This window comes from Mesomycoplasma ovipneumoniae SC01, assembly GCF_000218525.1.
Classification (GTDB): Bacteria; Bacillota_I; Bacilli_A; order Mycoplasmatales; family Metamycoplasmataceae; genus Mesomycoplasma; species Mesomycoplasma ovipneumoniae_A.
The window spans coordinates 1-21,824 of sequence record NZ_AFHO01000005.1; the positions used below are offsets into that span (position 1 = coordinate 1).

The following is a 21,824-nucleotide window of genomic DNA, read 5'->3' on the forward strand; positions in this document are numbered from 1 at the left end:
GGAAAGAAAAATCTACTTATTAATCAAGCTAAAAAAGCTAAAATTTTGACTTAAAAACCAAAATTATGAAATTTTTAAACTACTTTTTTAGTTTAAAACACTAACAAAAATCACAAAAAAAAACAACTACTGTTTAAACTCAATGCAAATAGAAAACTCGTTTTTACTTACATCGAGCCTAAAAAAATATATGAAGTTTTGAAAGAACAATAATTAAAAGCCATAAATTTGTAGATTTCTAAACGGTCAAATTTAAGGTATTCCATCATATTTAAAAATATAATGGAAAATTCACATTTTCTGATTTTTTTATGACAAAAACATAACTAATTCCTCCTTAATTCAATATCAAAATTTATTAATTTATTCTTAAGTGAGACTTATTATAACCTAAAATTTTTTTAAACCAAGCATTTTTTTTTTTTTTTTTTACAAAATCTTTATTTTAAAATAATAAAAATTAAGATTTTAGGTCAAAAAACACGGGTGTAGCGGTATTTTTGCATTCGCTAAAAAGTGAATTTTCGCCATCAAACTGGAAACTTAGGAAAATAGATAATTATTTTATTTCAGTTAATAAAAAAAGGCAAATGAGAATTTGCCTTTTTTTATAGAGATTTTTTTATTGAGATTTACGACGAGAGACTAAAATAATGAATTTCGCTTTTACGCAAAAATAAATGTAATTTACAAATAACAATAAAGAAAGGAGATTTTAAACATGCATGAAAAACATAAAATTATGAATTTTGTTTTTACACAAAAATAAATATAACTTATAAAATAAAATTTAGAAAGGAGGGCTAAACACGATTGATGACATAAAAAAATAATTTAATATATAAATTTAGAAGACAAAATATAAGAGCAAGAACAAAAAAGGAGGCAATAAAAATAAAGTATTTTTTAATGTATCATGGTTTAAAACAAACGAAAGTATATTGGCGGGCCAGACAGGATTTGAACCTGCGCGGGATTTCACTCCCCTAACGCGTTAGCAGTGCGTCCTCTTCAGCCTCTTGAGTACTGGCCCATTTTTCTATAATTATACCACAAAATATTATATAATAAAATAAAAAAATAAAAGGCAGAAAAATGAAAATTTTAGGTATTGAAACCTCTCATGATGATGCATCTGTTGCTCTTTTATGCGATGAAAAAGTTGAAATAATTTTAACAATTAGCCAAATTGAATTTCACCAAAAATTTGGTGGTACAATTCCAGAACTTGCTGCTCGCGAGCATTCGCGAAATTTGGCAATAATTTTAGAAAAATTATTGCAAAAAGGCGTTGATTTTTCCTCGATTGATGCTATTGCCTACACAAATAATCCCGGATTATTGGGGCCTTTGAAAATAGGATTTTTATTTGCTAGTGCGTTAAGTCTTTATTTTAATAAGCCTTTAATTCCAGTTAACCACCTTTTAGGACATTTTTGGTCGGCAAATATTGATGATGAAATTGTTTTTCCAGCACTTTCACTATTAATTTCTGGGGGTCATAGTCAATGAATTTTGGCTAAAAACGAGAGTGAACTCGAAATTATTGGCTCAACAGTTGATGATGCTCTGGGTGAAATTTATGATAAAATTGGCAGAAATTTAGGCTTAGGATTGCCAGGCGGGCCTAAAATTGACCAAATTTGACAACAAAATCGGGAAAATTTTGGTGAGTTAATTAATTTCAGTTTGCCAAAAAGGCTTACAAATCCGTTGGATTTTTCTTTTAGCGGACTAAAAACTCAAGTTATAAATTTTACTAACCAAATAAAGCAACAAAATGAACTTGATTTAAAAAATGTCCAAAAAATTGCTGTTTCTTTTCAAGAAACAATAATAAAATATTTAAAAAGACAGCTTGATTTTGTTTTAAATAACAATAAAAATATAAAAACCCTAACTTTAGTTGGCGGCGTTGCAGCTAATTCTGGAATCAGAGCATTATTTAAAGAATATGAAAAAAATTATAAAATTGTTATTCCAAAAAGGGAATTTTGCACTGATAATGGGGCTATGATAGCAAAAGCTGCACAAATTGAGCTAAAACTTAAATCGCAAAAACAAAAATTACAATCCCGATAGAAACAAATGCTCAAAAAAATAAAGCATAAAAAAAGAAATGACTATCTTGTTTTTTTAGTTTGTAACTTAAAACTACGTTTTCTTGCATCGTATTTTGGATTTCTTTGTAGCGATCAACTCTTTTTTCGCCTACTCAAACAGTCAAAATTCCAATCGCCGATAATAAATAAGGTAAAAATCAAGTATAAATTCTATTAGTAAAGTTAAAAATATCTAAATTTAAAGAGTTTGCTTCGTCAAAGAAACTTCTGAAAATTAATTTTGTTATTAAATCAGCCGAACCTACGCCACCTGGAGAAGGAGAGAGGTTGTTTGAAATTTGTAAGAGTGTAAATCCTGATATAAATTTGAGATAATCGTGAAAATTAATAGTACTTAGATCTAAACCTTGTTCTTTTAAAGTGATAATTAAAATTACAAAAGAGAAATTTATGAAAAAAACTGGGAATTTGTAAAATAAAAGTATTTTTGTAAGCAGTTTTTTATTAGACAAAACTTGCATAAAATGGTTTTTGAAATTATCAATTAGAAATTGAAAACGATATTCTAATCGTTGTCTATCCTCAATTTTTTTTAAAAAATTGAGATTTAAAAGTGAAACAAATAATTTAATCAACAAATATTGCAATTTTTTTCAAACAGAAATAATTATAATTATTAATAAAACTAAAACATTTAAAAAAATATTAGCAACAAGTCAAGCAAAGAAAATAATTTTTTCCCACGAATCTAGAATAAAAAGATCACGATAGTAAATAAAGCCAACTGGAATTAAAATCAAACTGACAAATAAATTAAAAACCTGATGAATTAGGGCATTATATGTCAGGGTTGCGCTGATATTTTTCAATGGATATTTCTTTTTTTGCAAATATCAATAATAACTTATTTCACCACCAAATGAAAAAGGCGTAGAAAATTGCATAAAAGTGGCAATAAAGCTGGCAACAAAAAGGTGTCTAAATCTCGTTTCTACCTTCTGATGTTTAAAAATTCGCCGTAATTGTAGGGTTGAGGTTAAATTTCAAAATAAAAAATGAGCAATTGCACCAATAAGAACTAATCTGTTTACCCGAGATTCGAAAAAAAATTGATAAAATTTAACAAAAATTTTTGTAGGCGAGCCGTCTGCAAAACTAGAGTTGTAAAAATTATAAAATAAAATAACTAAAATTACGACAATAGTTGTTATAAAAATCCCAAATTTAAGAAAATTTTTCGTTTTATTGTTTTTTGATGACACTAGATTTTTATTTGCAAGTTTAATTTTATCAATAAGAAGGTTTTCCAAAAAAACTGCTTCTTTTTCGGTGTGATTTTTTGATAAAAAATTTGTGTAGAGTGTTAATTCTTGTTTTGGTTTAAAGTAAATTAATGTGTAAAAATCGTTATTTTGTAAATTAACTTTTAATTTTATCGAATGTTTTCCTGAATCTGAATTTGAAATGTTGTATCCTTGTGGACGAAATTGAGCATCAGTTTCATTTACAAGCAAGTTTACAATTTTATCAAAAGTTGATGGAGTTGCCTTCATTCGGTACTTATATTGGAAAACAAAATTCAACTCATTTTTCATCTTTTGGATAATTTCAAATATATTTAAATTTTTTTGGGTGTAAAATTCAAAAATTTTGACATACCAAAGAATAGAAAATTGAGTGCTAATTCCATATTTAATTGAATTTTCAGAAACTTTAGGGACAAAATGAACGCTTTTTGATGTTATAACAACAACTTCATCACTAGTTTTTTCTCGAATTTTAAGTAATTCAGTTTCTGAATTCTCATTATATTCACAAAATTTTGCGATTTTAGCACCAAATTTCTGCTCAATAAACTCAGAAATGTAGTTATTAGCTTGATGACTTATCAAAAAATATTTGCCATTTTTTCAATTTCTTTCAAGAAAATCAAGTACTAACAACTGAAAATCATTATCTTTTATAATATTAAAGTTAAAATTTTTACGAACTGCGGCTATAATTTTGTTTTTTTTGACTCAGAAAATTACATTTGTCTTAAATTTAGCGCTTGTTGTGATCTTTTTTCAAATTATTGAATTATCACTAACTTGTCTTGTAATTTTTTCAATCGGAAAACTCTTTTTTATTGGTAAAAATTTACTTTTTTCAGTATCAAAATGATCTTTTAAAAAATTAGTTAAAAAAATCGACTCTGAATCATAAAACTGGTAGAAATTTTCTAATTTGTAAAAATTTAAATCAAAATAATTGTAAAATTTCAAAATATGATCTGAATTAATTTGAAATTTTGGGGTTAAATAAATTTCTGAATTTCTATAAAAAAATGGTTTTTGCTCAGTTTTGTTTATTTTTTTTTCTTCTTCCGGTGTTAAAAGTGTTAAGTTTTTTTTATAAAAGGTTAAAACTGTTAGATTTAAATTTTTATTTGACAAATTAACTTCAATATTTATGAAAAAATCAAAATCATTATTTATAAAATAATGACGCGCTAAACTTTGGGAGTACCCAAATTTTTCTTCAAAAATTAAAATTTTTTTGTTAGGATCAGAGGCTAAAGCATTGTAAAAAATTGATGCAAAAGCTATTCCAAAATTGTTGGAACTACTATTAATTAAAATTTTTTGATAGTTTTTTTCTTTAACAAGATCAGAAATAGTTGATGCTAAACTAAAAATATAGTTTTCATTTATTGAATTAGGTTTATTTCCAACAAAGCCGATAATTTTAGAATTACTTAATTCAAGAGGAGAATCATAATTAAAAAAAATCAACTTTTGGTCTTCTAGGTTAACATCGCGATTAATTGCTAAATATTTCATAAAATTTTATTCAGTTTCTCGTTGAGAAGAAAAAAGATCAAAATTTTCACTTTGGCCTGGATCTTCAATAATGTCTAATAAATCAAATTCTTTAAATTTAGGCAAATCCTTGGCCGATCTTAGTTTGAAATAGTCAAAAAACCTCGAAGTTACACCATAAAGTGTAGGATTTCCAGGGCTTGGAGCAGTCCCTAACTCCTCAATTATTCCTTTTGCTAACAGTGAGCCTACAATATAATCAGAATTAATTCCGCCACGAATTTGGGCAATAACGCTTCTTGTTACAGGTTGTTTATAAGCAATTATAGCGGCAACCTCGATTGCAGCATTACTTAGACGGTATTTTTTTTCATTTCCGACAAAGTCAATAATAAAAGGTTTTAAATCTTTTGCGGTAACAAATTTGAAAATATCAGCAAATTCAACAACAATTATACCCCTTTTTTGCCGGTTAAATTCGACTGAAAAATCTTTTAAAAGTTTGCGTGCCTCGTTAATTTTTGATAATTTAAGTGCGCTTTGAAGTTGCTGAGAAGAAACTCCTTTTTCGCCTTGAAGATACAAAATTGCCTCAATAATTCTAGTTTTCATCATAACCCCCACGGAAAATTGATATTTTTGAGAACTGTTGTTCCTGTTTTAAATGTAGAAGTTGTTTTTTTGCCATTTCGAGCATTGAAATCATGGTGATAACAAAATGCTTCATTGTCGGAAGTGAAAATAAGTATTCAAAATCAATTTCATTTTCATTTTTTAACAGATTTTTCAATCATAAACTTTGCTCATCAGCTGTCACTTGGACTTGTTGGGTTTTAATTTTAATAAGATTTTTAGCTTTTGTTCTGTCAAACATTAATTTTAACACTTTATATAAATTATGCACTGACGAGTGTCCATCAAGCTGACTTGGATCCGGAGGTCTGCGAAAATCACTATAATCTGAGGTATTTTTTTCAAAATAATCATTACGGTGCTCTTGCTGTTCTTTTAACATATTTGCAATATTTTTGATTTGTTGATAGTCATATAGTAAAGCTAAAAATTCAAGCCGATCTTTTTCATCTTCAGGTTTTAATTTTTCTTCTTTACTTGGTAAAAGCAAAATTTTTGATTTTAAATGAACCAAAGTAGAAGCAATAACTAAATATTCACCTGCAATTTGAATATTTTTTTCTTTTAAAATTTGAATTATTTTTACATATTGAGTTGCTAAATCAACAAGGTCAATATCTAAAATATTAATGTTTTTTGATTTTACTAAATCTAAAAGTAATTCTAAAGGTCCCGAAAAATTAGCTAGTTTTATATCGTAATCCATTATTTTCCACCTTTGTAGAAATCAATAATAGTTTTTTTTGTGGCTAAACTCAAGGATTTACTTGTTTGCGAAATAACAGCACCCGGTTTTATTGGCTTATGAATAAAAATTTCGATATTTTTAAATTTTTTAGTCTGATTTTTGTCTATATTTTTTTTAACTACCTTAATTGAAACAGGAATAATTGCAAGACCTGATTCTTTTATAGTTTCAAAAATTTCAATTGGAAAATTTAACTCTGTGTCGTGCAGGTTCTCTTTTGCAAAAATAACTCCATAAGCACGTTTTTCACGGATTGATTTTAAAAAATTTTGAAACTTTTTTAAATTTTCTTGCTCATTTTCAGCTAAAAACTGTGAGTCAAGTGAGCCAAAAATTCATTTATTTTTACGGGAATAACGCTTTTTTTCAAGAAAAAAACTAACAATTGGGTTAAAATCTTCTTCAGCTTTTGATGGGTTTTCAAGTGCTGAAAATAATGCAAAATGGTCAGAAAACTGATTTTGATTAGAAATTAAGATCGATGCATTTTTGGATAAATTTTCATAACCAAAAACTTTAATTTTTATGCCAAATAATTTTAAAATAAACTTTGAGTAACTTAAAACCAAATCGCTTCTATATTGAGGAGAAAGTTCGACTTTTTTTTTATAATATTTTTTCCAAACAGAGCGTATTTTACGTATTTTAAATAGTCAGATTATTGAAAAAATAGCAATTCGCAATTTTATTATCATTTCATTTTTGCTTTTTCTTTTTAAATTTAGTTAATTAAAATTTATAGAAATTTAATTATAATTATATAATTATACCAAAAAATCTAAAATTTTAATTAAAAACAGTTAAAATCTATTTTAATGGAAATTAAAAAAATAAAATGTTTTATTTTGATTGAAGAAAAAGTGATTTAGATGCAAATTCATATTTTTTTATAGTTTATATTGGGCTAATTTTAGGTCTTATAAGCGTTCTTGTGTTGTATTTTTTCCGTAAAAATTTGGAAACATGGTACGTTCACAAGAGCCAAATTCAATTTAAGGTTAGTTTATTTTATAGAGTAAAAAATTGGTTTGTTTTCATTGGTGTTTTGATTTGATTTTTTTCATATATTAGTCGAACAATTTTACTGGAAATTAATGATTATATCTATAAATGAGAATATCTGCCGCTACATTTGTGTCGACTTATTGTTTTAATTTGTGCCTCTTTAATGATTTTTAATAGGACAAATTGGGCAAAATACATGGTAATTCCCGGTTTTTTGGGCTCAATTTTAGCTTTATCTTTTCCACAAATTGGCTTTGATGCAGGAATTGTTATGGATGACATTGAATTTCAAGGAATAAAAGTTGACCAAAATGTTAGTGGATCTGAACTAATGAATTTGGCAAAAACTATGAATTTAGGTATAAATTGAGCGCCTGATAATTACTTTTTTTGAGAGTTTATTTTTAGCCATCTTTTAAGTTTGGTTTTACCATTTTTTTTAGCATTTATTAATGGTAAAAATTCAAAATTAGATATAAAAAGTTTCTGAAAATCGATATTATTTACTTTTTTAATGGCAAGTTTTACTTTTTTTCTAAGTTGAATAATTGAAAAAGTAATTGAAAACCAAGGCGATAATCGACTAAAAATAGCCTGAAACGGAAATTGATTTTATATGGGGAAAGATGGACAACCAACCATTGGCGAACTAGGAAAATGACCTTGAAATTTCCCATTTTTAACAATTATTTTTCTTTTTGCATTTTTTATTGTCTTTTTGACAAAAATGTCCCTTGAAAAAATAAATTTTTACTTTTTAATTGTTAATTCAAAAATTGAAATTAAGCTCAAACCTAAAAGTTGAAAACAGGTTTTAAGCCAAAATAACCTTAGCCAAAAGTGAATTAAATTATTAACAAAAAGCTAAAATTTTAACTTAAAAAGCAAAATTATGAAATTTTTAAACTGCTTTTTTAACTTAAAACACTGGCAAAAATCAATTTATGGATAAAACAACAAAAATCATAAAAAAAATACAACTACTATTTAAACTCAATGTAAATAGAAAACTCGTTTTTACTTACATTGAGCCTAAAAAAATATATGAAGTTTTGAAAGAACAATAACTAAAAGCCCTAAATTTATATAGATTTTTAAACGGTTAAATTTAAGGCATTCCATTATATTTAAAAACATAATGGAAAATTCGCGCTATCTAATTTTTTGTAGCAAAAAACATAACTAATTCCTCCCTTAATTCAATATCAAAATTTATTAATTATTCTTAGTGTGGTTCATTATAACATAATATTTTTCTTAGACCAAACATTTTTTTTTTTTTTTTTTGCAAAACGTTAATTTCAAAACTATAAAAATTAACGTTTTAGTGTCAAAAAACCCGAATTTACCGGTATTTTTGCATATTTAATTCACTAAAAAGTTAATTTTTGCCATCAAACTGTCAAATTCAGGAAAAGTAAGTTAAATTATTGACAAAAAATTAAAAAAACCTATAAATTTATAGGCTTTTTTGTTTTAGTTTCAGCAAAATTTAATTTTTCTTGAATCTGCGTCAATTATCTCAAAATTAATTAAAATTGAGTTTTGAGAAAATTCTTCAAGTTTGTTTGCTCATTCAATTACAACAAAATTTTGCTCAAAATAATCCTGAAATTCATCCAATTTTGACGAGAAATTATCAAGATCAATATGAACTAAATTCTCGTAGGCAAACATAAAATTAAATGACGGGGAAATAATTTTGTCTTTTATTCCAATTTTTCGTGCAAATTTTTTTGTAAAATCAGTTTTTCCTGAGCCATACGGGCCAACTAAATAGATAAATTGAATTTTTTTACTAATAATTAAATTAAAAATAATCTCCAAATCAGAGCAAGTTTTGGAGATTATTTGTTGGCAAAAGTGGTAATTTTTAGCTATATCTTCAGTGTTCATAAACTTTTAGCGTGAAGTTTTCATGAAAAAACTGAATGGATCACGAATGTCAAATTTGGACTTAGGTTCATAATTTGAATTAGTTCCAGCAGGAATTTTGTGGCCGACAATTATGTTTTCTTTAAGTCCTTCTAATTTGTCAGCTTGTGATGAAATGACTGAATGAACAAGAATTTTGGATGTTTCTTGATAACTTGCTGCGGCTAAAAATGAGTTTGAAAGTAACGGAATTTGTTTAGCACCTTTGACAATTATGTTTCCAAAAGCAGGATTTTTTCCTTCAGAAATTAGCTGACCATTAACATCTTGATAGTCACAAATATCAACAATTGATCCAATAAAGAAATTTGAGTCTCCACTGTCAGTAATTTGAATTTTTGACAACATTTGGCGAATAATAATTTCAATATATTTATCAGAAATAGTTATTCCTTGCATACGGTAAATTCTTTGAATTTCTTTTAGTAGATAATTTTGTAGTGTTCTAGCATCTGAAATTGCCAATAATTCCTTTAGAATAATTGGCCCTTCAACTAGTTTTTGGCCTGGAATAACTTTGTCGCCAACTTGAACTCGAAGTTTCTGATTTTGCTCAACACGGACCATATGTTCAGCTTTTTCACCTTGGGCATTTTTATAGTCAATTGTAATTAAAAGTCCTTTGCTTGTGGCGTTTTTTTCTGACAGATCAGAAATTTTGGTGATTGTTCCATAATAAGGTGAAATTTTTGCTGGACGTCCTCAAGGATGCTCGTGAGAGTCAATTAGTTCAATTAGGCGGGTAAATCCACCTGTAATGTCTTCAACGTTAGCAACCCCTCCGGTGTGGAAAGTTCTCATCGTTAATTGAGTTCCCGGTTCACCGATTGACTGAGCAGCAATAATTCCGACAGCTTCACCAATTGAAACTAAACGGTTTGTTGCCAAATCTTTTCCGTAACATTTTTTGCAGACACTATTTTTGATATGACAGGACAAAATTGAACGAATTTCGACTTTTTTAACACCAGCATTTGCAATTTGTTTTGCAATTTGGAGATTAACAAGTTGTCCGCCACTAGCAATTTTATTTCCTTTTGAATCATAGACATCTTTATTTAAAAAGCGACCTTCGATTCTTTCAATTAAAGGAACTATTATTGTATTAGTTTTAGTGTCAATTATATCTTTAACTACAAAGCCAAAATCTGAAAAACAGTCATCCGCTGCAACAACAATATTTTGGGCAACATCGACGAGTCTTCGGGTTAGGTAACCTGATTTTGCAGTGTTAAGCGCTGTATCGGTTAGACCTTTTCTAGCTCCGTGAGTTGAAGAGTAAAATTCAAATGAAGTTAGACCCTCAACAAATGATGACTTAACTGGAACTTCAACAATTGAACGAACAACACGTTCATTTTCAGCATCGACCTTCAAGGCTTTAACGTTGTTAGCCATCAAACCACGCATTCCGGCAAGTTGAACGAAGTTAGAAATATTACCTCTAGCTCCAGATTTCATCATCATTACCAGCGAGTTGTGAGCTTCATTTACGATTGACTCATTAAGGTCGTCTTGAATTTCGTTCTTAATTTGGGTTCATTTTGCAATCGCTAGAACATATCTTTCATCATCAGTGATTAGACCTTGATTGAAAAAATTATTGAGTTGACTAATATATTTTTCACCTTCAGCGATAAAGTTGTGTTTTTTAGGTGCGACTTTAATGTCACTAATTGCAATTGAGGTTCCTGAAATTGTTGAATAGTGAAATCCAAGATCTTTAATTTTATCAAGAATTGAAGAAACCATGTTGTTGTACTTAAACCAAATTTTTTCTAGAAGGTCAACTTTTTCGTGATCTTCAAAAACACGGTAAATTTCGGCTCTTCCGGCTTGTTGTTGACGTTTAAATAACTGACTAAACTCAAAAATTGTAAATTCAGAAAGTTTTGCAAGGTGAGAAATTGGTAATTTTTCCCCTTTGTAATCACGAAGTTTTTCGTAAATTAAAATGCAGTCATGGTAATTTTCAAAGTCTAACTGGTCAATAACATTGGCAATATCTTCTTTTGCAAGAACTCCGTCATATGTGTCAAAAATTTGTCGAACAATTTTTGCAATTGCCTTTTTATTTAAAGGTTCATTAATTTCTAAATTTTGAATGTACTGACGGAAATTTGTACCATAAGGCAAGACATATTTTTTAATTTGCCTAGGATAATTTAGTTCTAATTCATCAACATTGTGGTCAAAAATAAATGGGAAATTTTCAGGGAAAATATTATTTAAAATAAATTTACCAACTGTTGAAATTATGTGCCCACGTGAATTTTTTCCAACCAAAGGTTTGACTGACTCAAAAGGTAAAACAACTCTTGCATGAAGCTCTACAGATCGAAATTCATAGGCTTTTAGCATTTCATCATAGGATGAAAAGAATGAACCTTCACCTTTTGCGCCAGCTTTTTCTTGAGATAAATAATAAAGTCCAAGCACCATGTCTTGCGAAGGATTAACGATTGGCTCACCATCTTTTGGACCTAAAATGTTTTTATCAGCAAACATTAGTTCTCTAGTTTCACGAACAGCTTCAGGTGAAATTGGAATGTGTACGGCCATTTGGTCACCGTCAAAGTCAGCGTTAAACCCGGCAGTAACTAAGGGATGAAGTTGGATTGCTTTTGCTCGAACTAAAACTGGTTCAAAAGCTTGAATTGAAAGTCGGTGCAAGGTTGGGGCACGGTTAAGAATTATCGGTCTAGTTTTAATAACCTTTGCAACATGAGGTCAAATAATTGGATTTTCTTCTTCAATCATTTTACGGGCTGACTTAATTGAGCCAACTTTTTTTTCTTGAATTAAATTACGGATAATTCAAGGTTCAAAAAGAACAGCGGCCATTTTTCGAGGCAGACCAGCTTGGTGCATTTTTAGTTTTGGACCAACAACAATAACAGAACGACCTGAATAGTCAACACGTTTTCCAAGTAAGTTTTGACGAAATCTTCCTTTTTTTCCGGTAAGTGAATCAGAAATTGACTTCAAGGGACGGTTTTCTTTTGTTGTTACTTGGTTAGTTGTTTTTTTCTGATTGTCAATTAAGGCATCAATTGCTTCTTGAAGCATTCTCATCTCATTTTGAATGATAATTACGGGTGCTTCGGCTTCTTTTCATCTTTTTAGACGGTTGTTTCGAATTATAATTCGACGATAAAGTTCATTGCAATCACTTGTTGAATGACGAGAACCATCAAGTTGAACCAGCGGTCTTAAATCGGCCGGAATTACCGGAAGATTTTTAATAATCATTGATTTAGGATCTTGACCTGAATTAATAAAAGCGTTAATTACTTGCAATCTTTTATAGAGTTTATCGCGTTTTTGGTTTTTTATAACAACTTTTTTGTTTTGGTGAGATTGTTTTTGTAAAACTGCAAGTTCAGCTTCAACTTGTTTTTTTTCAGCTTGTAAGTCTAATTTATCAAGCAAATACTCAATTGCTTCAGTTCCGGTTGCAATTCGGGCATCTGAAAATTCTTGAATTACTTCATTAAGCTCATAATAATCTATCCCGTATTCACGACCTATTTTGCTTGAGGCAAGATCAGTTAATTCTGAAAGAGCTTCGGCAACCGCTTCATATTCATCAGTGCCAGGTTGATAAGTTTCAAGAATTTCTACAAGTGCATTTTTGTAAATTAAACCAGCTTCGGAAATGTCGATTATTTTATTTTTTTGCAATGATTTTAGACCACCAGTTTCAAGAACGATGTGTGATTTGTAATAAATAAGTTGTTCTAAGGCTGTTTTTGAAATATTGGAAGTTAATTTATCGCCTTCATAAACTTTTAGTCCTAAAAGTTTTGCAACAATCGAGTGGTCGATTTTGAAAAATCAAAAGTGCAAAATCGGTGTATTAAGCGCAATATGACCCATTGCATAACGACGGGACAATTTGGACATTATTTGTGATTTTGAAATTTGACACTCTTTTGTGGCAATACATAGTTGATTTTCGTTAGCTTTACGGTATTTTCGCCCACAAATTGAACATTTAAAATCAACAAGTGGACCAAAAATTAACTCATCAAAAAGTCCACCTCTTTCAGGTTTGAAAGTTTTATAATTTATTGTCTCAGGACGGGTTACTTCACCGCGAGATCAGTCAAGGACATCTTGAGGGGTTGCAAGTGCAAGGGAAATTTTTTCGATTGAATTTTCGTAAATTTTTGCATACTGGCGAGAAACCTTTGTGTTCATTTTTTAAATTCTCCTTTAAAAATAGGCATAATTAGCTTTTAGTTAAAAAAGTAAATTATTCCCTCAATTAGTCAAAATCGATGTTTTCTTCATCAAAGTCATACTGATCGTCGCTATAATCAATTTGACGACGTCCTTCACCGGGAAATTCATCATTATATTCGTCAATAATTTCAGATGGAATTTCGGCAAATTCAAGATTATTTGTTGTCTCAACTTCTGGTTCATCAAATAGATCTCGTTTGTGAACTTCTAATTTAATTAAAAGTCCACGAAGTTCGTAAGCCAAAACATTGAATGACTCAGGTGTTCCTGGCCGCGGAATTTGTCCACCGGAAATTATATTATTATAAAGTAAATTTCGACCTTGAATATTATCAGATTTATAGGTTAAAAGTTCTGATAAAACAGAGGCAGCTCCAAATGATTCAAGAGCTCAAGTTTCCATTTCCCCGAATCTTTGTCCACCGTTTTGTGATTTTCCACCTAAGGGCTGTTGAGTTGTTAAAGAATAAGGACCAATTGATCTTGCATGCATTTTATCATCAACCATGTGTTGCAATTTAAGCATGTACATGTAGCCAACTGAAACTGGATTTTCAAAAGGTTGACCTGTAATTCCGTCAATTAATTTAAATTTTCCTGACTGAGGAATGTTAGCTTCTTTGAATAAATCTTGAATGGTGTCAATTTTGATACCATCAAAAACTGGGGTAACAAATTTTGTATCAAGTTTTTTGGCCGCCATACCAAGATGAAGTTCTAAAACTTGACCGATATTCATACGTGATGGCACACCTTGGGGATTTAAAACAATGTCAATTGGTGTTCCGTCCTCTAAAAATGGCATGTCTTCAACTGGAAGAACAACAGAAACAACACCTTTATTTCCGTGGCGCCCAGCCATTTTGTCGCCCACTTTGATTTTTCTTTTTTGGGCGATCAAAATTTTGACCAGCATTCCAACACCTTCTTCGAGATTATCGCCTTGATCTCGTGAAAGAATTTGGACATCAATTACAGTTCCACCTTCACCGTTTTTTACTCGAAGTGAAGTATCTTTTTGTGCTAATGCTTTTTTACCTCAAATTGCAGCCATTAATTTTTCTTCGGCTGTTGGGTTGTCTTCTCCTTTTGGCGAAGTTCTTCCGACTAAAATATCTCCAGTATCAACCTCTGAACCAACAATTACAATCCCGTTTGCATCAAGATGAGCGCGTGATCTGGCCGAAGCATTTGGCACTTCAGCGGTTAGAATGTCATTTCCTGCCTTAGATGAACGAAACTTTATTGTCTGTTCTTGAATGTGAATTGAAGTAAAAACGTCGTCTTTTACGAGCTTTTCACTAATAATGATCGCATCTTCGTAGTTGTATCCATATCAAGTACTAAAAGCAACAAGCACATTTTTACCAAGGGCAAGTTCACCATTTTCGGTTGATGGACCATCACAAATTAGTTGACCTTTTTTAACAAAGTCACCGACTTTTACAGTTGGTTTTTGTAAAATTAATGTTTCTTGGTTTGATTTTTCAAAAGCCCGTAAAAAATAGGTTTTTGTCGAATTTTCGGAATTAACAACGATTTTTTTTGCATCAACAAAAATAACTTTTCCATCTTCAAGGGCGCGAATATTTGTTGCTGAAAAACGGGCAATATCTGCTTCAATTCCTGTTGCAACTAGTGGTGCCTCTGGTTTAATTAATGGAACGGCTTGACGTTGCATGTTTGAACCCATAAGCGCACGGTTAGCATCATTATTTTCCAAGAAAGGAATTGCTGAAGCCGAAATTGATGTCATTTGCATTGAAGAAACGTCGATATAATCGACTTGATTTGCATCAAGAACAAGATATGTCTGATTTTTACGAACAGTTAATTTGTCAGCAATAATTTTGTTATTTTCATCAATTTCGATTGAAGACTGAGCAAAACTAAGACCAAATTCTTCGGCTGCAGTGAGTCAATGAACTTTGCTAAAATCAACAACACGGTTTGTGACTTTATAATAAGGAGTCATTATAAAACCGTATTTATTTGTGCGTGAAAAAACTGAAAAGTTAAGAATTAGACCGATATTTTGCCCTTCAGGAGTCTCAACAGGACAAATACGACCATAATGAGTTGCATGAACATCCCGAACCTCAAATTGGGCGGTATCACGATTTAAACCACCTGGACCAAGTGAAGTTACCCGTCTTTTGTTGGCTGTTTCTCCTAAAGGATTAATTTGATCCATAAATTGTGATAACTTTGAGGAGTTAAAGAAATTTTTAAACTGATTATAAATTGGTTTGTTGTTGATAATTGACTTTACAGTTAATTGAGACAAATCAGATTTTGAAGAAATTCTCTCCTTACTGTTTTTTTCAATTTTAGTAAGGGCAATTAAAAACTGATTTTGTAAAAGTTCACCAACACTAACGATTCTTTTATTAATTAATGAATCAGGATCGTCATTTTTCCCTAAATTGTGTAGTAAATTAAAGTAATATGAAACAATCGCGATTATATCTGATAAAACTAAAGTAGTTTCGGTCAAACTTGGATCTGTTGCAATTACGCTTACAGGTTCAGTTTCTTGAATCATCGCTTTTTTGTTTGGTCAAACTTTTACAATTGCAACATAAATTCTCTCACCTAGACGTTCATTACGGCTAATTTGTAATTGACGAGCATAAATAGTTGAATCTACACCTTCAATTGTGGAAAGTTCAAACTCAGAATTATTAAATTTTTCCTGAATTTCAATAGCAATTGAACGACTAATGTAAAGTCCTTTTTGGTATAAAATTTCGCCTTCTTTATTTACTAAATCTTCTGCAAGATAAGTCTGAGAGATTCGATCAATTAAATTCAATTTTGAATTTAACATGTAACGACCTGTTGCTGAAAGATTATAACGTCTTTCATTGAAAATAATTGACGGAATTAGGTTTTTTAGACCATCTTCAGTAACACGGTCATCTTTACGAATAATGCGATAAATTGACTCAAGATTTTCGTCAATTGAGTCGATTTTGTGACGGCGAATTGATTCTTGTAATTCTGGTGAATTTCCAAAATATTTACGAATTGTTTCGTTTGTAAAACCAAGACTTTTTAAAAACGCCATTAAAGGGATGTTTTTATGTTTGTCAACACGAAACTTAACTGTGTCAACTTGGTTTCCAGTAACTTTGTGGAAAATTTCCATTCATGAACCAAGTTGCGGAATAATTTCGACCTTGTTAAAAAGGTCATCCGCTTGACGATTTCGAACATTTTCACGAAAACAAACACCTGGAGAACGAATTAATTGTGAAACAATAACTTTTTCAAAGCCATTTATAATAAAAGTTCCGCCTTGGGTCATAAATGGAAATTCAGAAAGTAAAATTTCTTGCTCTTCCATTTCACCATCTTCAACTTGAATTTTAACTAGAGTAACATAAACTCTAGCAGCATAAGTTTTACCTTTAATTTTAGCTTCACGGATTGCTAAATATTCATTTTCAGGTTTTTCAACTCTAATTGAATCAGGACGAAATTTAATTTCCAATTTACCGTTTGAGGAAACAATTGGAAAAATTTTATCAAATGCTTGTGCAATTCCAGTGCTTAAAAACCAGTCAAAAGATTCACGCAAGGAATCTAAGAAATCTGGTGTTTCTAGTGTATTATTTGTCTTTCCGTAAAAACGGCGCTGGGTTCCTATGCCATAAGATTTTAATTTAAATAATTGGTTCATGACTCACCCCTTTTTCCCCTTTTTTGTTTAGGTTATATATTATATTTAAAAAGCAAAAAAATCAAAGCGTTTTTATACTTAATTTCAAAAAAATTAATAAAATATTAAAAAAATATTTTATTTTAGTAAAGTAAAAATAACAAAAAAGGCGTTTAGAACACCATTTTTGCTTTTTAAAATTAATTTTTTGAAATATTAATCAATAGAAACTTCAGCTCCGGCTTCTACTAATTTAGCTTTGTATTCCTCAGCTTCTTCAGGTTTTATTGCTTCTTTTATGACAGAAGGTGCTGCATCAACAAGTTTTTTAGCATCCATCAAACTTAATCCAAGCATATCTTTAATAACTTTTATAACAGCAACTTTTTGTTGTCCGGCTGCTTTTAAAGTTAATTTAACTTCTGATTTTACTTCAGCGGCAGCTTCTGGAGCAGCTGCAACAGCAACAGCAGAAGGATCTACCCCAAATTCTTCTTTAAGAGCATCAACAAATTCCATTACTTCTTTAATTGTCATTTCTTTCAATGACTCGATGAATTGTTCTTTAGTAATTTTAGCCATTTTTTTCCTTTTTTATGCGGTTATTTTTTGTTCATCTATTAATAATTTAAGTCCAAAAGCCAATTGTTTCAGTGGGCTTTGAAGAGAAGAAGCAAGCATTGTAATTGCTTCAGTGTAATTTGGAAGTGAAGCAATAGCGGTATTTTCCTGCGCTGTAACAACACTTTTTTCATAAATCCCACCTTTTAATATTAATAAAGGTTGATCTTTTGCGACTTTTGTAATAATTTTAGCGGGTGCAATTGGGTCTTCTAGACCAAAAGCAAATAAATTTGGTCCCACTAATTCTGATTTTAGATTAGAAAAACCGAGTTCATCTGCTGCAATTTTGAAAAGTCGATTTTTATAAATTCTAGTGAAAACACCTGATTTCTTTAGCTCATGACGCAAACTTTCTAGTTCTGCAACTGAAAGTCCGCGATATTCAGCAATTGCTAAAGAAGAAGATTTCTCGAGCAAATCTCTAATTTCAGTAATTATTTCTGCCTTTTTTTGGCGAAAAGCGTTCAAATCTAGACTCCTTTCTGTTTTAGGAGCAATACTTTGAAAATACATTCAAACAACAAATTAAGTCATTCTGACAGTTATTATCTCTATGTATTGCCTTTAAAATTATACCAGAAAGAAAAAAATTTCCAAGTAAATTAGTAAAAAAAATTAATAATGGGATTTTTGACTTTAAAACAGCCACTATTTCAAACTAATACCAAACACTAAAGCCGCCATAAAAACGTTTTAATGTTTGGTATTGATTTCTTAAATAAGCGTAATTTCTAATTTTTTAAACTATTAATGTGACTTATGCAATTTTTGGAGCGGCATTGTCTAGTGATTCTTTTTTCTCGTTGTGGGCAAAAACTAAGAACATTACCATTGAAAATACATCAAACAATGGTAAGAAAAAGCCAACAATTGCAGTAACTTTAATTACTGAAAGTTTTTGTAATTTTGCTGAATTTTGCTCTATGCCCATAAAAATTTTGTTAGGGAAACTTACTTTTACGATATAAGTAATCGTTAAAACTCGGTTTACAAGAGTAACAAAAATTCAAACAATCATAGTTGCTAAAAATTCAGAACCAACAATAATTGATTCGCGATTTGAAAATACTTTTCTTAAGGCAGGGATGGCAAATAAGAAAAATAAAGTAACGCCTAATATAAATTTAATAAGGCGTGTTGCTAGTGACAAAAAAACTAAATTTTTCAAATTATCCATAGGTTTTCTTGTTTTACTAATTGTCATAATATAATAAATTATAGTCTATTCTTGTTTAAAACCTACAAATTTATTTTTAAATTTTGAGTTCCTGGTGTTCTGTAATTTAGACTTTAAAAACAATGTAAATTTTGAGTCGCGAACGTTTGATGGTACAAATAAAACATAAAATAAAAATTTAAAAAGTGCAATTTTTTAAATTTTTCGATATAAAAGTACATTTTTTTAGTAAATTTCCCCTTATTTTATAAGTAATGTTATAATTAATTATATAATTCACAAAATAAAAACAATTTCTTGAGGTGGTATAGCTTATGTCAAAAAATAGTAAAAGAAATTTTTGAACTTTTTTCTCCCTTGGAACTTGGTTTTGAATTCAAAGCTCAATTTTAGTTGTTGTCGGTGGGTATTTGATTTATATTTATGATGTTCAAAATCAACAACAGTTGGCAAAAATAAGTGAATATCAATTTTGAAATGATAAAAATAATGTCTTAACATTTGAAGGTGACTATCCTCCTTTTTTTATAGATAACATTCATAAATTAACTGATGAAGAATTAAAAACAAAAATAGACTCTAAAAACTCATTGAGTTTCAATGATTTTAGAGATGAGTATGTATTTATTGATGAAGATGATCTTAATAAAAAAGAGTTTTTGTTTAAAAGCAAAAGCAAGAAAAGTGAAAATAATAAGCAATTAGATAACAGTTATTTAATTAAAAATACACAAGATCTTGTTGACTTAATTATACCTAATAAGCAAAAATTATTCTCAACATCTCAAAAAGATGTTGTTGGATTTCTTGATGAAAAAGAGATTAATGATCTAAGTAAAACAATTGGTTTATCAAATAAAGATGCAATTATTTTGAATAATTATGTTAGTGAACTTTTTGGTTCTTGAGGTGACCGAAGAGCAAAAGGTCTAAATCTTGTTGATTTTAATTTTAATGAAAATACAAAAACAATAGAACTAAAATGGAAATTCGAAGACTACCGCAAAAGATCTGCAATTGTTCAAGCAATTGGTTACTATGATTGGTTTAAAAGTTATGTTCTTTTAATTGACAAAAATAAAATTGATAGTCTTGATAATATAAAGTTTACATCTACCTTTTCTTAAAATTTTGGATAAGTTTTTTAAATCTTCAACTTTTTAACATGGAGATTTTGATAAAAAAGCTCTAGTATTTGCAACTTTGCTTTATTAGATTGGACTTTTGGTGTTGCTTAGTTGGACATATTTTGCTGCTTTGTGTTTCAGTCCTGATAGTCTCAATTTACTCCAGAAATTTATAATTACAACTAATAATTGGACCAGCAAAATATCTATTTATTTAATTAAAATATCTAAATTTTATTCTTGTTCTGCCAGTTCATATAATCTGTCTTAATTAAAAAAACCACCATAATATGATAAAAATTGGCGGTTTTTTAATGATTTTGTCCAAACTCAAATTAAGCTGTTGTTATTTGATTATGCAATGAGTTAAATTCCTCTAATGTTTTGATTTTTATGTACTCTATCTTTTTAATATCAGTATTTCCAATATCTATTTTTTCAAATTTTTGGAGATCATTTATTATAAATTTATATGGTTCAACGGCAAAATTAGGAAACAAGTCTTTATAATTAAAGGTATAAATTTTAATTGTATCTTTGTCTATCTTTCAATATAAAATCTGATCGTCAAAAATAATTTTTGGATCTTGTTTTTTAAGTATGAATTTATTAAATTCTTCAGAATTGTTATCCTTATAAGTGAACAAATTTGAAGGGTGAAAAGCATCGCCCCAATGCCAGCTTTTTAATTGTAAATTATTAGTAATGAATTTTTTTGTTTGATCTAATGTAGAAAAAATTTGGTCTTCATCAGTACTTTGGTTTGATGGATTTAACTCCTGCATAGCATATAAACGAGTGAGTTGAAAAGGGTTTTTATTAAAAATTTCTTGCTTTTTTAAAAGAAATTTTCTAAACTCATTTGATTCTTTATGGCGAATAATTTTATTGTAAAGCACAAGATCTTCAATATTTTTAATATGAATATCTAAACTACGGTCAAAAACATGTTTGCTTGACTTATCGATAATTTTATAAAAAATATCAAAATCTGTAGTTGTTGTATTTGGACGCTCAGAGGGTCTAGGAACAATTACTATTGGTTTCTTTATTCCTGTTATTACTTTTGGTCTCCTTACTCTTTGTGGACCGGTGTATCTGTACTCTATTCCTGAGTGAAAAAAATTCTTAAATTTTGAGTCAAAAGAAATAATACTTGTTTTTCCATCATTTTGGTTATTTTGGAAAATATGATTAGGGTTTAATGATACTATTTTTGATTTTGAATTAAACCATGAGTCATCAACAATATCATCAGGACGTATAAAAATAATAACTGATTTTTTCTCAAAAAAATTAGGTGTTGACAAAATTCTTTTACTTAGTTTTTCAATTTTTAACTTTGAAATAAAGGATAAGAAATCATTTTTATTATCTAAGACAACGAAATTATCTGCAATTTTCTTGTCTTTTAGTTGTCTTTGATCCCAAATAACATCAAATTCCATTGTGTCTTCGTTTTTGGCACTCTCAGAATAAAAGAAGCCTGACAATCTTCTTAAAGCGATATTGACATCTAAATCATCAAATAAATAGTCTTCAAATAGGGGGTATTTTTGAATTAATAAATCCAATTTTTGGGGCTGTTTTTTCAAAATGTTATGTCAATATGGGTTGTTGAGTCATAAAAGTTTATTAAGGTCAGTTATTTTTTTAGTGTCTGAAATACTAAAAAATTTATTATTATTATTATTATTATTATTATTAAGAAGCAAAGCAAACAAAACCGCGGTAGCGGCACCTAAGTTAGTTAATATAAATCCTAATAGAAAAATTTTTTTATATTTTTTTAAATCCAT

At 29.3% G+C, this 21,824-nt stretch carries 14 protein-coding genes and 1 tRNA gene; 3 read left to right on the plus strand and 12 right to left on the minus strand.

What is annotated here, in order from left to right; translation table 4 throughout:
• Positions 1-942 precede the first annotated feature (942 nt).
• Positions 943-1,033, minus strand: a tRNA-Ser gene (locus MOSC01_RS0100970).
• Between the two features lie 62 nt (positions 1,034-1,095).
• On the opposite strand from MOSC01_RS0100970, the gene tsaD reads away from it, so the two are divergent.
• On the plus strand, positions 1,096-2,082 hold the full coding sequence (tsaD, locus tag MOSC01_RS0100975) for a tRNA (adenosine(37)-N6)-threonylcarbamoyltransferase complex transferase subunit TsaD (protein ID WP_010320962.1): 987 nt from the start codon (positions 1,096-1,098) through the stop codon (positions 2,080-2,082).
• Here the strand turns inward: tsaD and MOSC01_RS0100980 are convergent.
• The 4 genes from MOSC01_RS0100980 to MOSC01_RS04095 are packed head-to-tail and all read right to left on the minus strand — an operon-like array spanning position 2,048 to position 6,940.
• Positions 2,048-4,885 carry a lysylphosphatidylglycerol synthase transmembrane domain-containing protein gene (locus MOSC01_RS0100980; RefSeq protein WP_010320963.1) on the minus strand — a complete coding sequence of 946 codons (2,838 nt, stop codon included), beginning with the start codon at positions 4,883-4,885 and terminating at the stop codon, positions 2,048-2,050. The two genes, tsaD and MOSC01_RS0100980, sit on opposite strands and share 35 nt — an antisense overlap.
• 6 nt (positions 4,886-4,891) lie before the next feature.
• Positions 4,892-5,476 carry an SMC-Scp complex subunit ScpB gene (gene scpB, locus MOSC01_RS0100985; RefSeq protein ID WP_010320964.1) on the minus strand — a complete coding sequence of 195 codons (585 nt, stop codon included), beginning with the start codon at positions 5,474-5,476 and terminating at the stop codon, positions 4,892-4,894.
• Positions 5,466-6,203, minus strand: a complete 738-nt coding sequence (locus MOSC01_RS0100990; protein ID WP_010320965.1) for a segregation/condensation protein A — start codon at positions 6,201-6,203, stop codon at positions 5,466-5,468. Before MOSC01_RS0100990 ends, scpB begins: the two co-directional genes overlap by 11 nt.
• Positions 6,203-6,940, minus strand: coding sequence for a 1-acyl-sn-glycerol-3-phosphate acyltransferase (locus tag MOSC01_RS04095; protein ID WP_010320966.1), 738 nt, complete (start codon positions 6,938-6,940; stop codon positions 6,203-6,205). Before MOSC01_RS04095 ends, MOSC01_RS0100990 begins: the two co-directional genes overlap by 1 nt.
• A 140-nt stretch (positions 6,941-7,080) precedes the next feature.
• Between MOSC01_RS04095 and MOSC01_RS0101005 the strand changes: the two genes are divergently transcribed.
• Complete coding sequence (locus MOSC01_RS0101005; RefSeq protein WP_010320967.1) at positions 7,081-8,118, plus strand: YwaF family protein; 1,038 nt, start codon at positions 7,081-7,083, stop codon at positions 8,116-8,118.
• A gap of 608 nt (positions 8,119-8,726) precedes the next feature.
• Here the strand turns inward: MOSC01_RS0101005 and tsaE are convergent.
• The 6 genes from tsaE to MOSC01_RS0101035 all read right to left on the minus strand — a co-directional run bounded on the left by tsaE (position 8,727) and on the right by MOSC01_RS0101035 (position 18,898).
• Complete coding sequence (gene tsaE / locus MOSC01_RS0101010; protein ID WP_010320968.1) at positions 8,727-9,146, minus strand: tRNA (adenosine(37)-N6)-threonylcarbamoyltransferase complex ATPase subunit type 1 TsaE; 420 nt, start codon at positions 9,144-9,146, stop codon at positions 8,727-8,729.
• A 6-nt stretch (positions 9,147-9,152) separates the two neighbouring features.
• Positions 9,153-13,388, minus strand: a complete 4,236-nt coding sequence (locus MOSC01_RS0101015; protein ID WP_010320969.1) for a DNA-directed RNA polymerase subunit beta' — start codon at positions 13,386-13,388, stop codon at positions 9,153-9,155.
• A gap of 67 nt (positions 13,389-13,455) precedes the next feature.
• Positions 13,456-17,118: a DNA-directed RNA polymerase subunit beta gene (locus MOSC01_RS0101020; protein ID WP_010320970.1), complete on the minus strand. Its 3,663-nt coding sequence runs from the start codon at positions 17,116-17,118 to the stop codon at positions 13,456-13,458.
• A 195-nt stretch (positions 17,119-17,313) separates the two neighbouring features.
• Positions 17,314-17,679, minus strand: coding sequence for a 50S ribosomal protein L7/L12 (gene rplL, locus MOSC01_RS0101025; RefSeq protein WP_010320971.1), 366 nt, complete (start codon positions 17,677-17,679; stop codon positions 17,314-17,316).
• Positions 17,680-17,691: 12 nt separating this feature from the next.
• Entirely contained in the window at positions 17,692-18,189 is a 498-nt protein-coding gene (gene rplJ / locus MOSC01_RS0101030) for a 50S ribosomal protein L10 (RefSeq protein ID WP_010320972.1), read from the minus strand.
• 289 nt (positions 18,190-18,478) lie between these two features.
• Positions 18,479-18,898 (minus strand): hypothetical protein, encoded by a 420-nt coding sequence (locus tag MOSC01_RS0101035; RefSeq protein ID WP_010320973.1) that lies wholly within the window; start codon positions 18,896-18,898, stop codon positions 18,479-18,481.
• A gap of 314 nt (positions 18,899-19,212) precedes the next feature.
• On the opposite strand from MOSC01_RS0101035, the gene MOSC01_RS0101040 reads away from it, so the two are divergent.
• Positions 19,213-20,025 (plus strand): hypothetical protein, encoded by an 813-nt coding sequence (locus tag MOSC01_RS0101040; protein ID WP_010320974.1) that lies wholly within the window; start codon positions 19,213-19,215, stop codon positions 20,023-20,025.
• A gap of 335 nt (positions 20,026-20,360) precedes the next feature.
• Here the strand turns inward: MOSC01_RS0101040 and MOSC01_RS0101045 are convergent, their stop codons facing one another.
• A complete protein-coding gene (locus tag MOSC01_RS0101045) occupies positions 20,361-21,824 on the minus strand; it encodes a hypothetical protein (RefSeq protein ID WP_010320975.1) in 1,464 nt (487 codons plus the stop codon).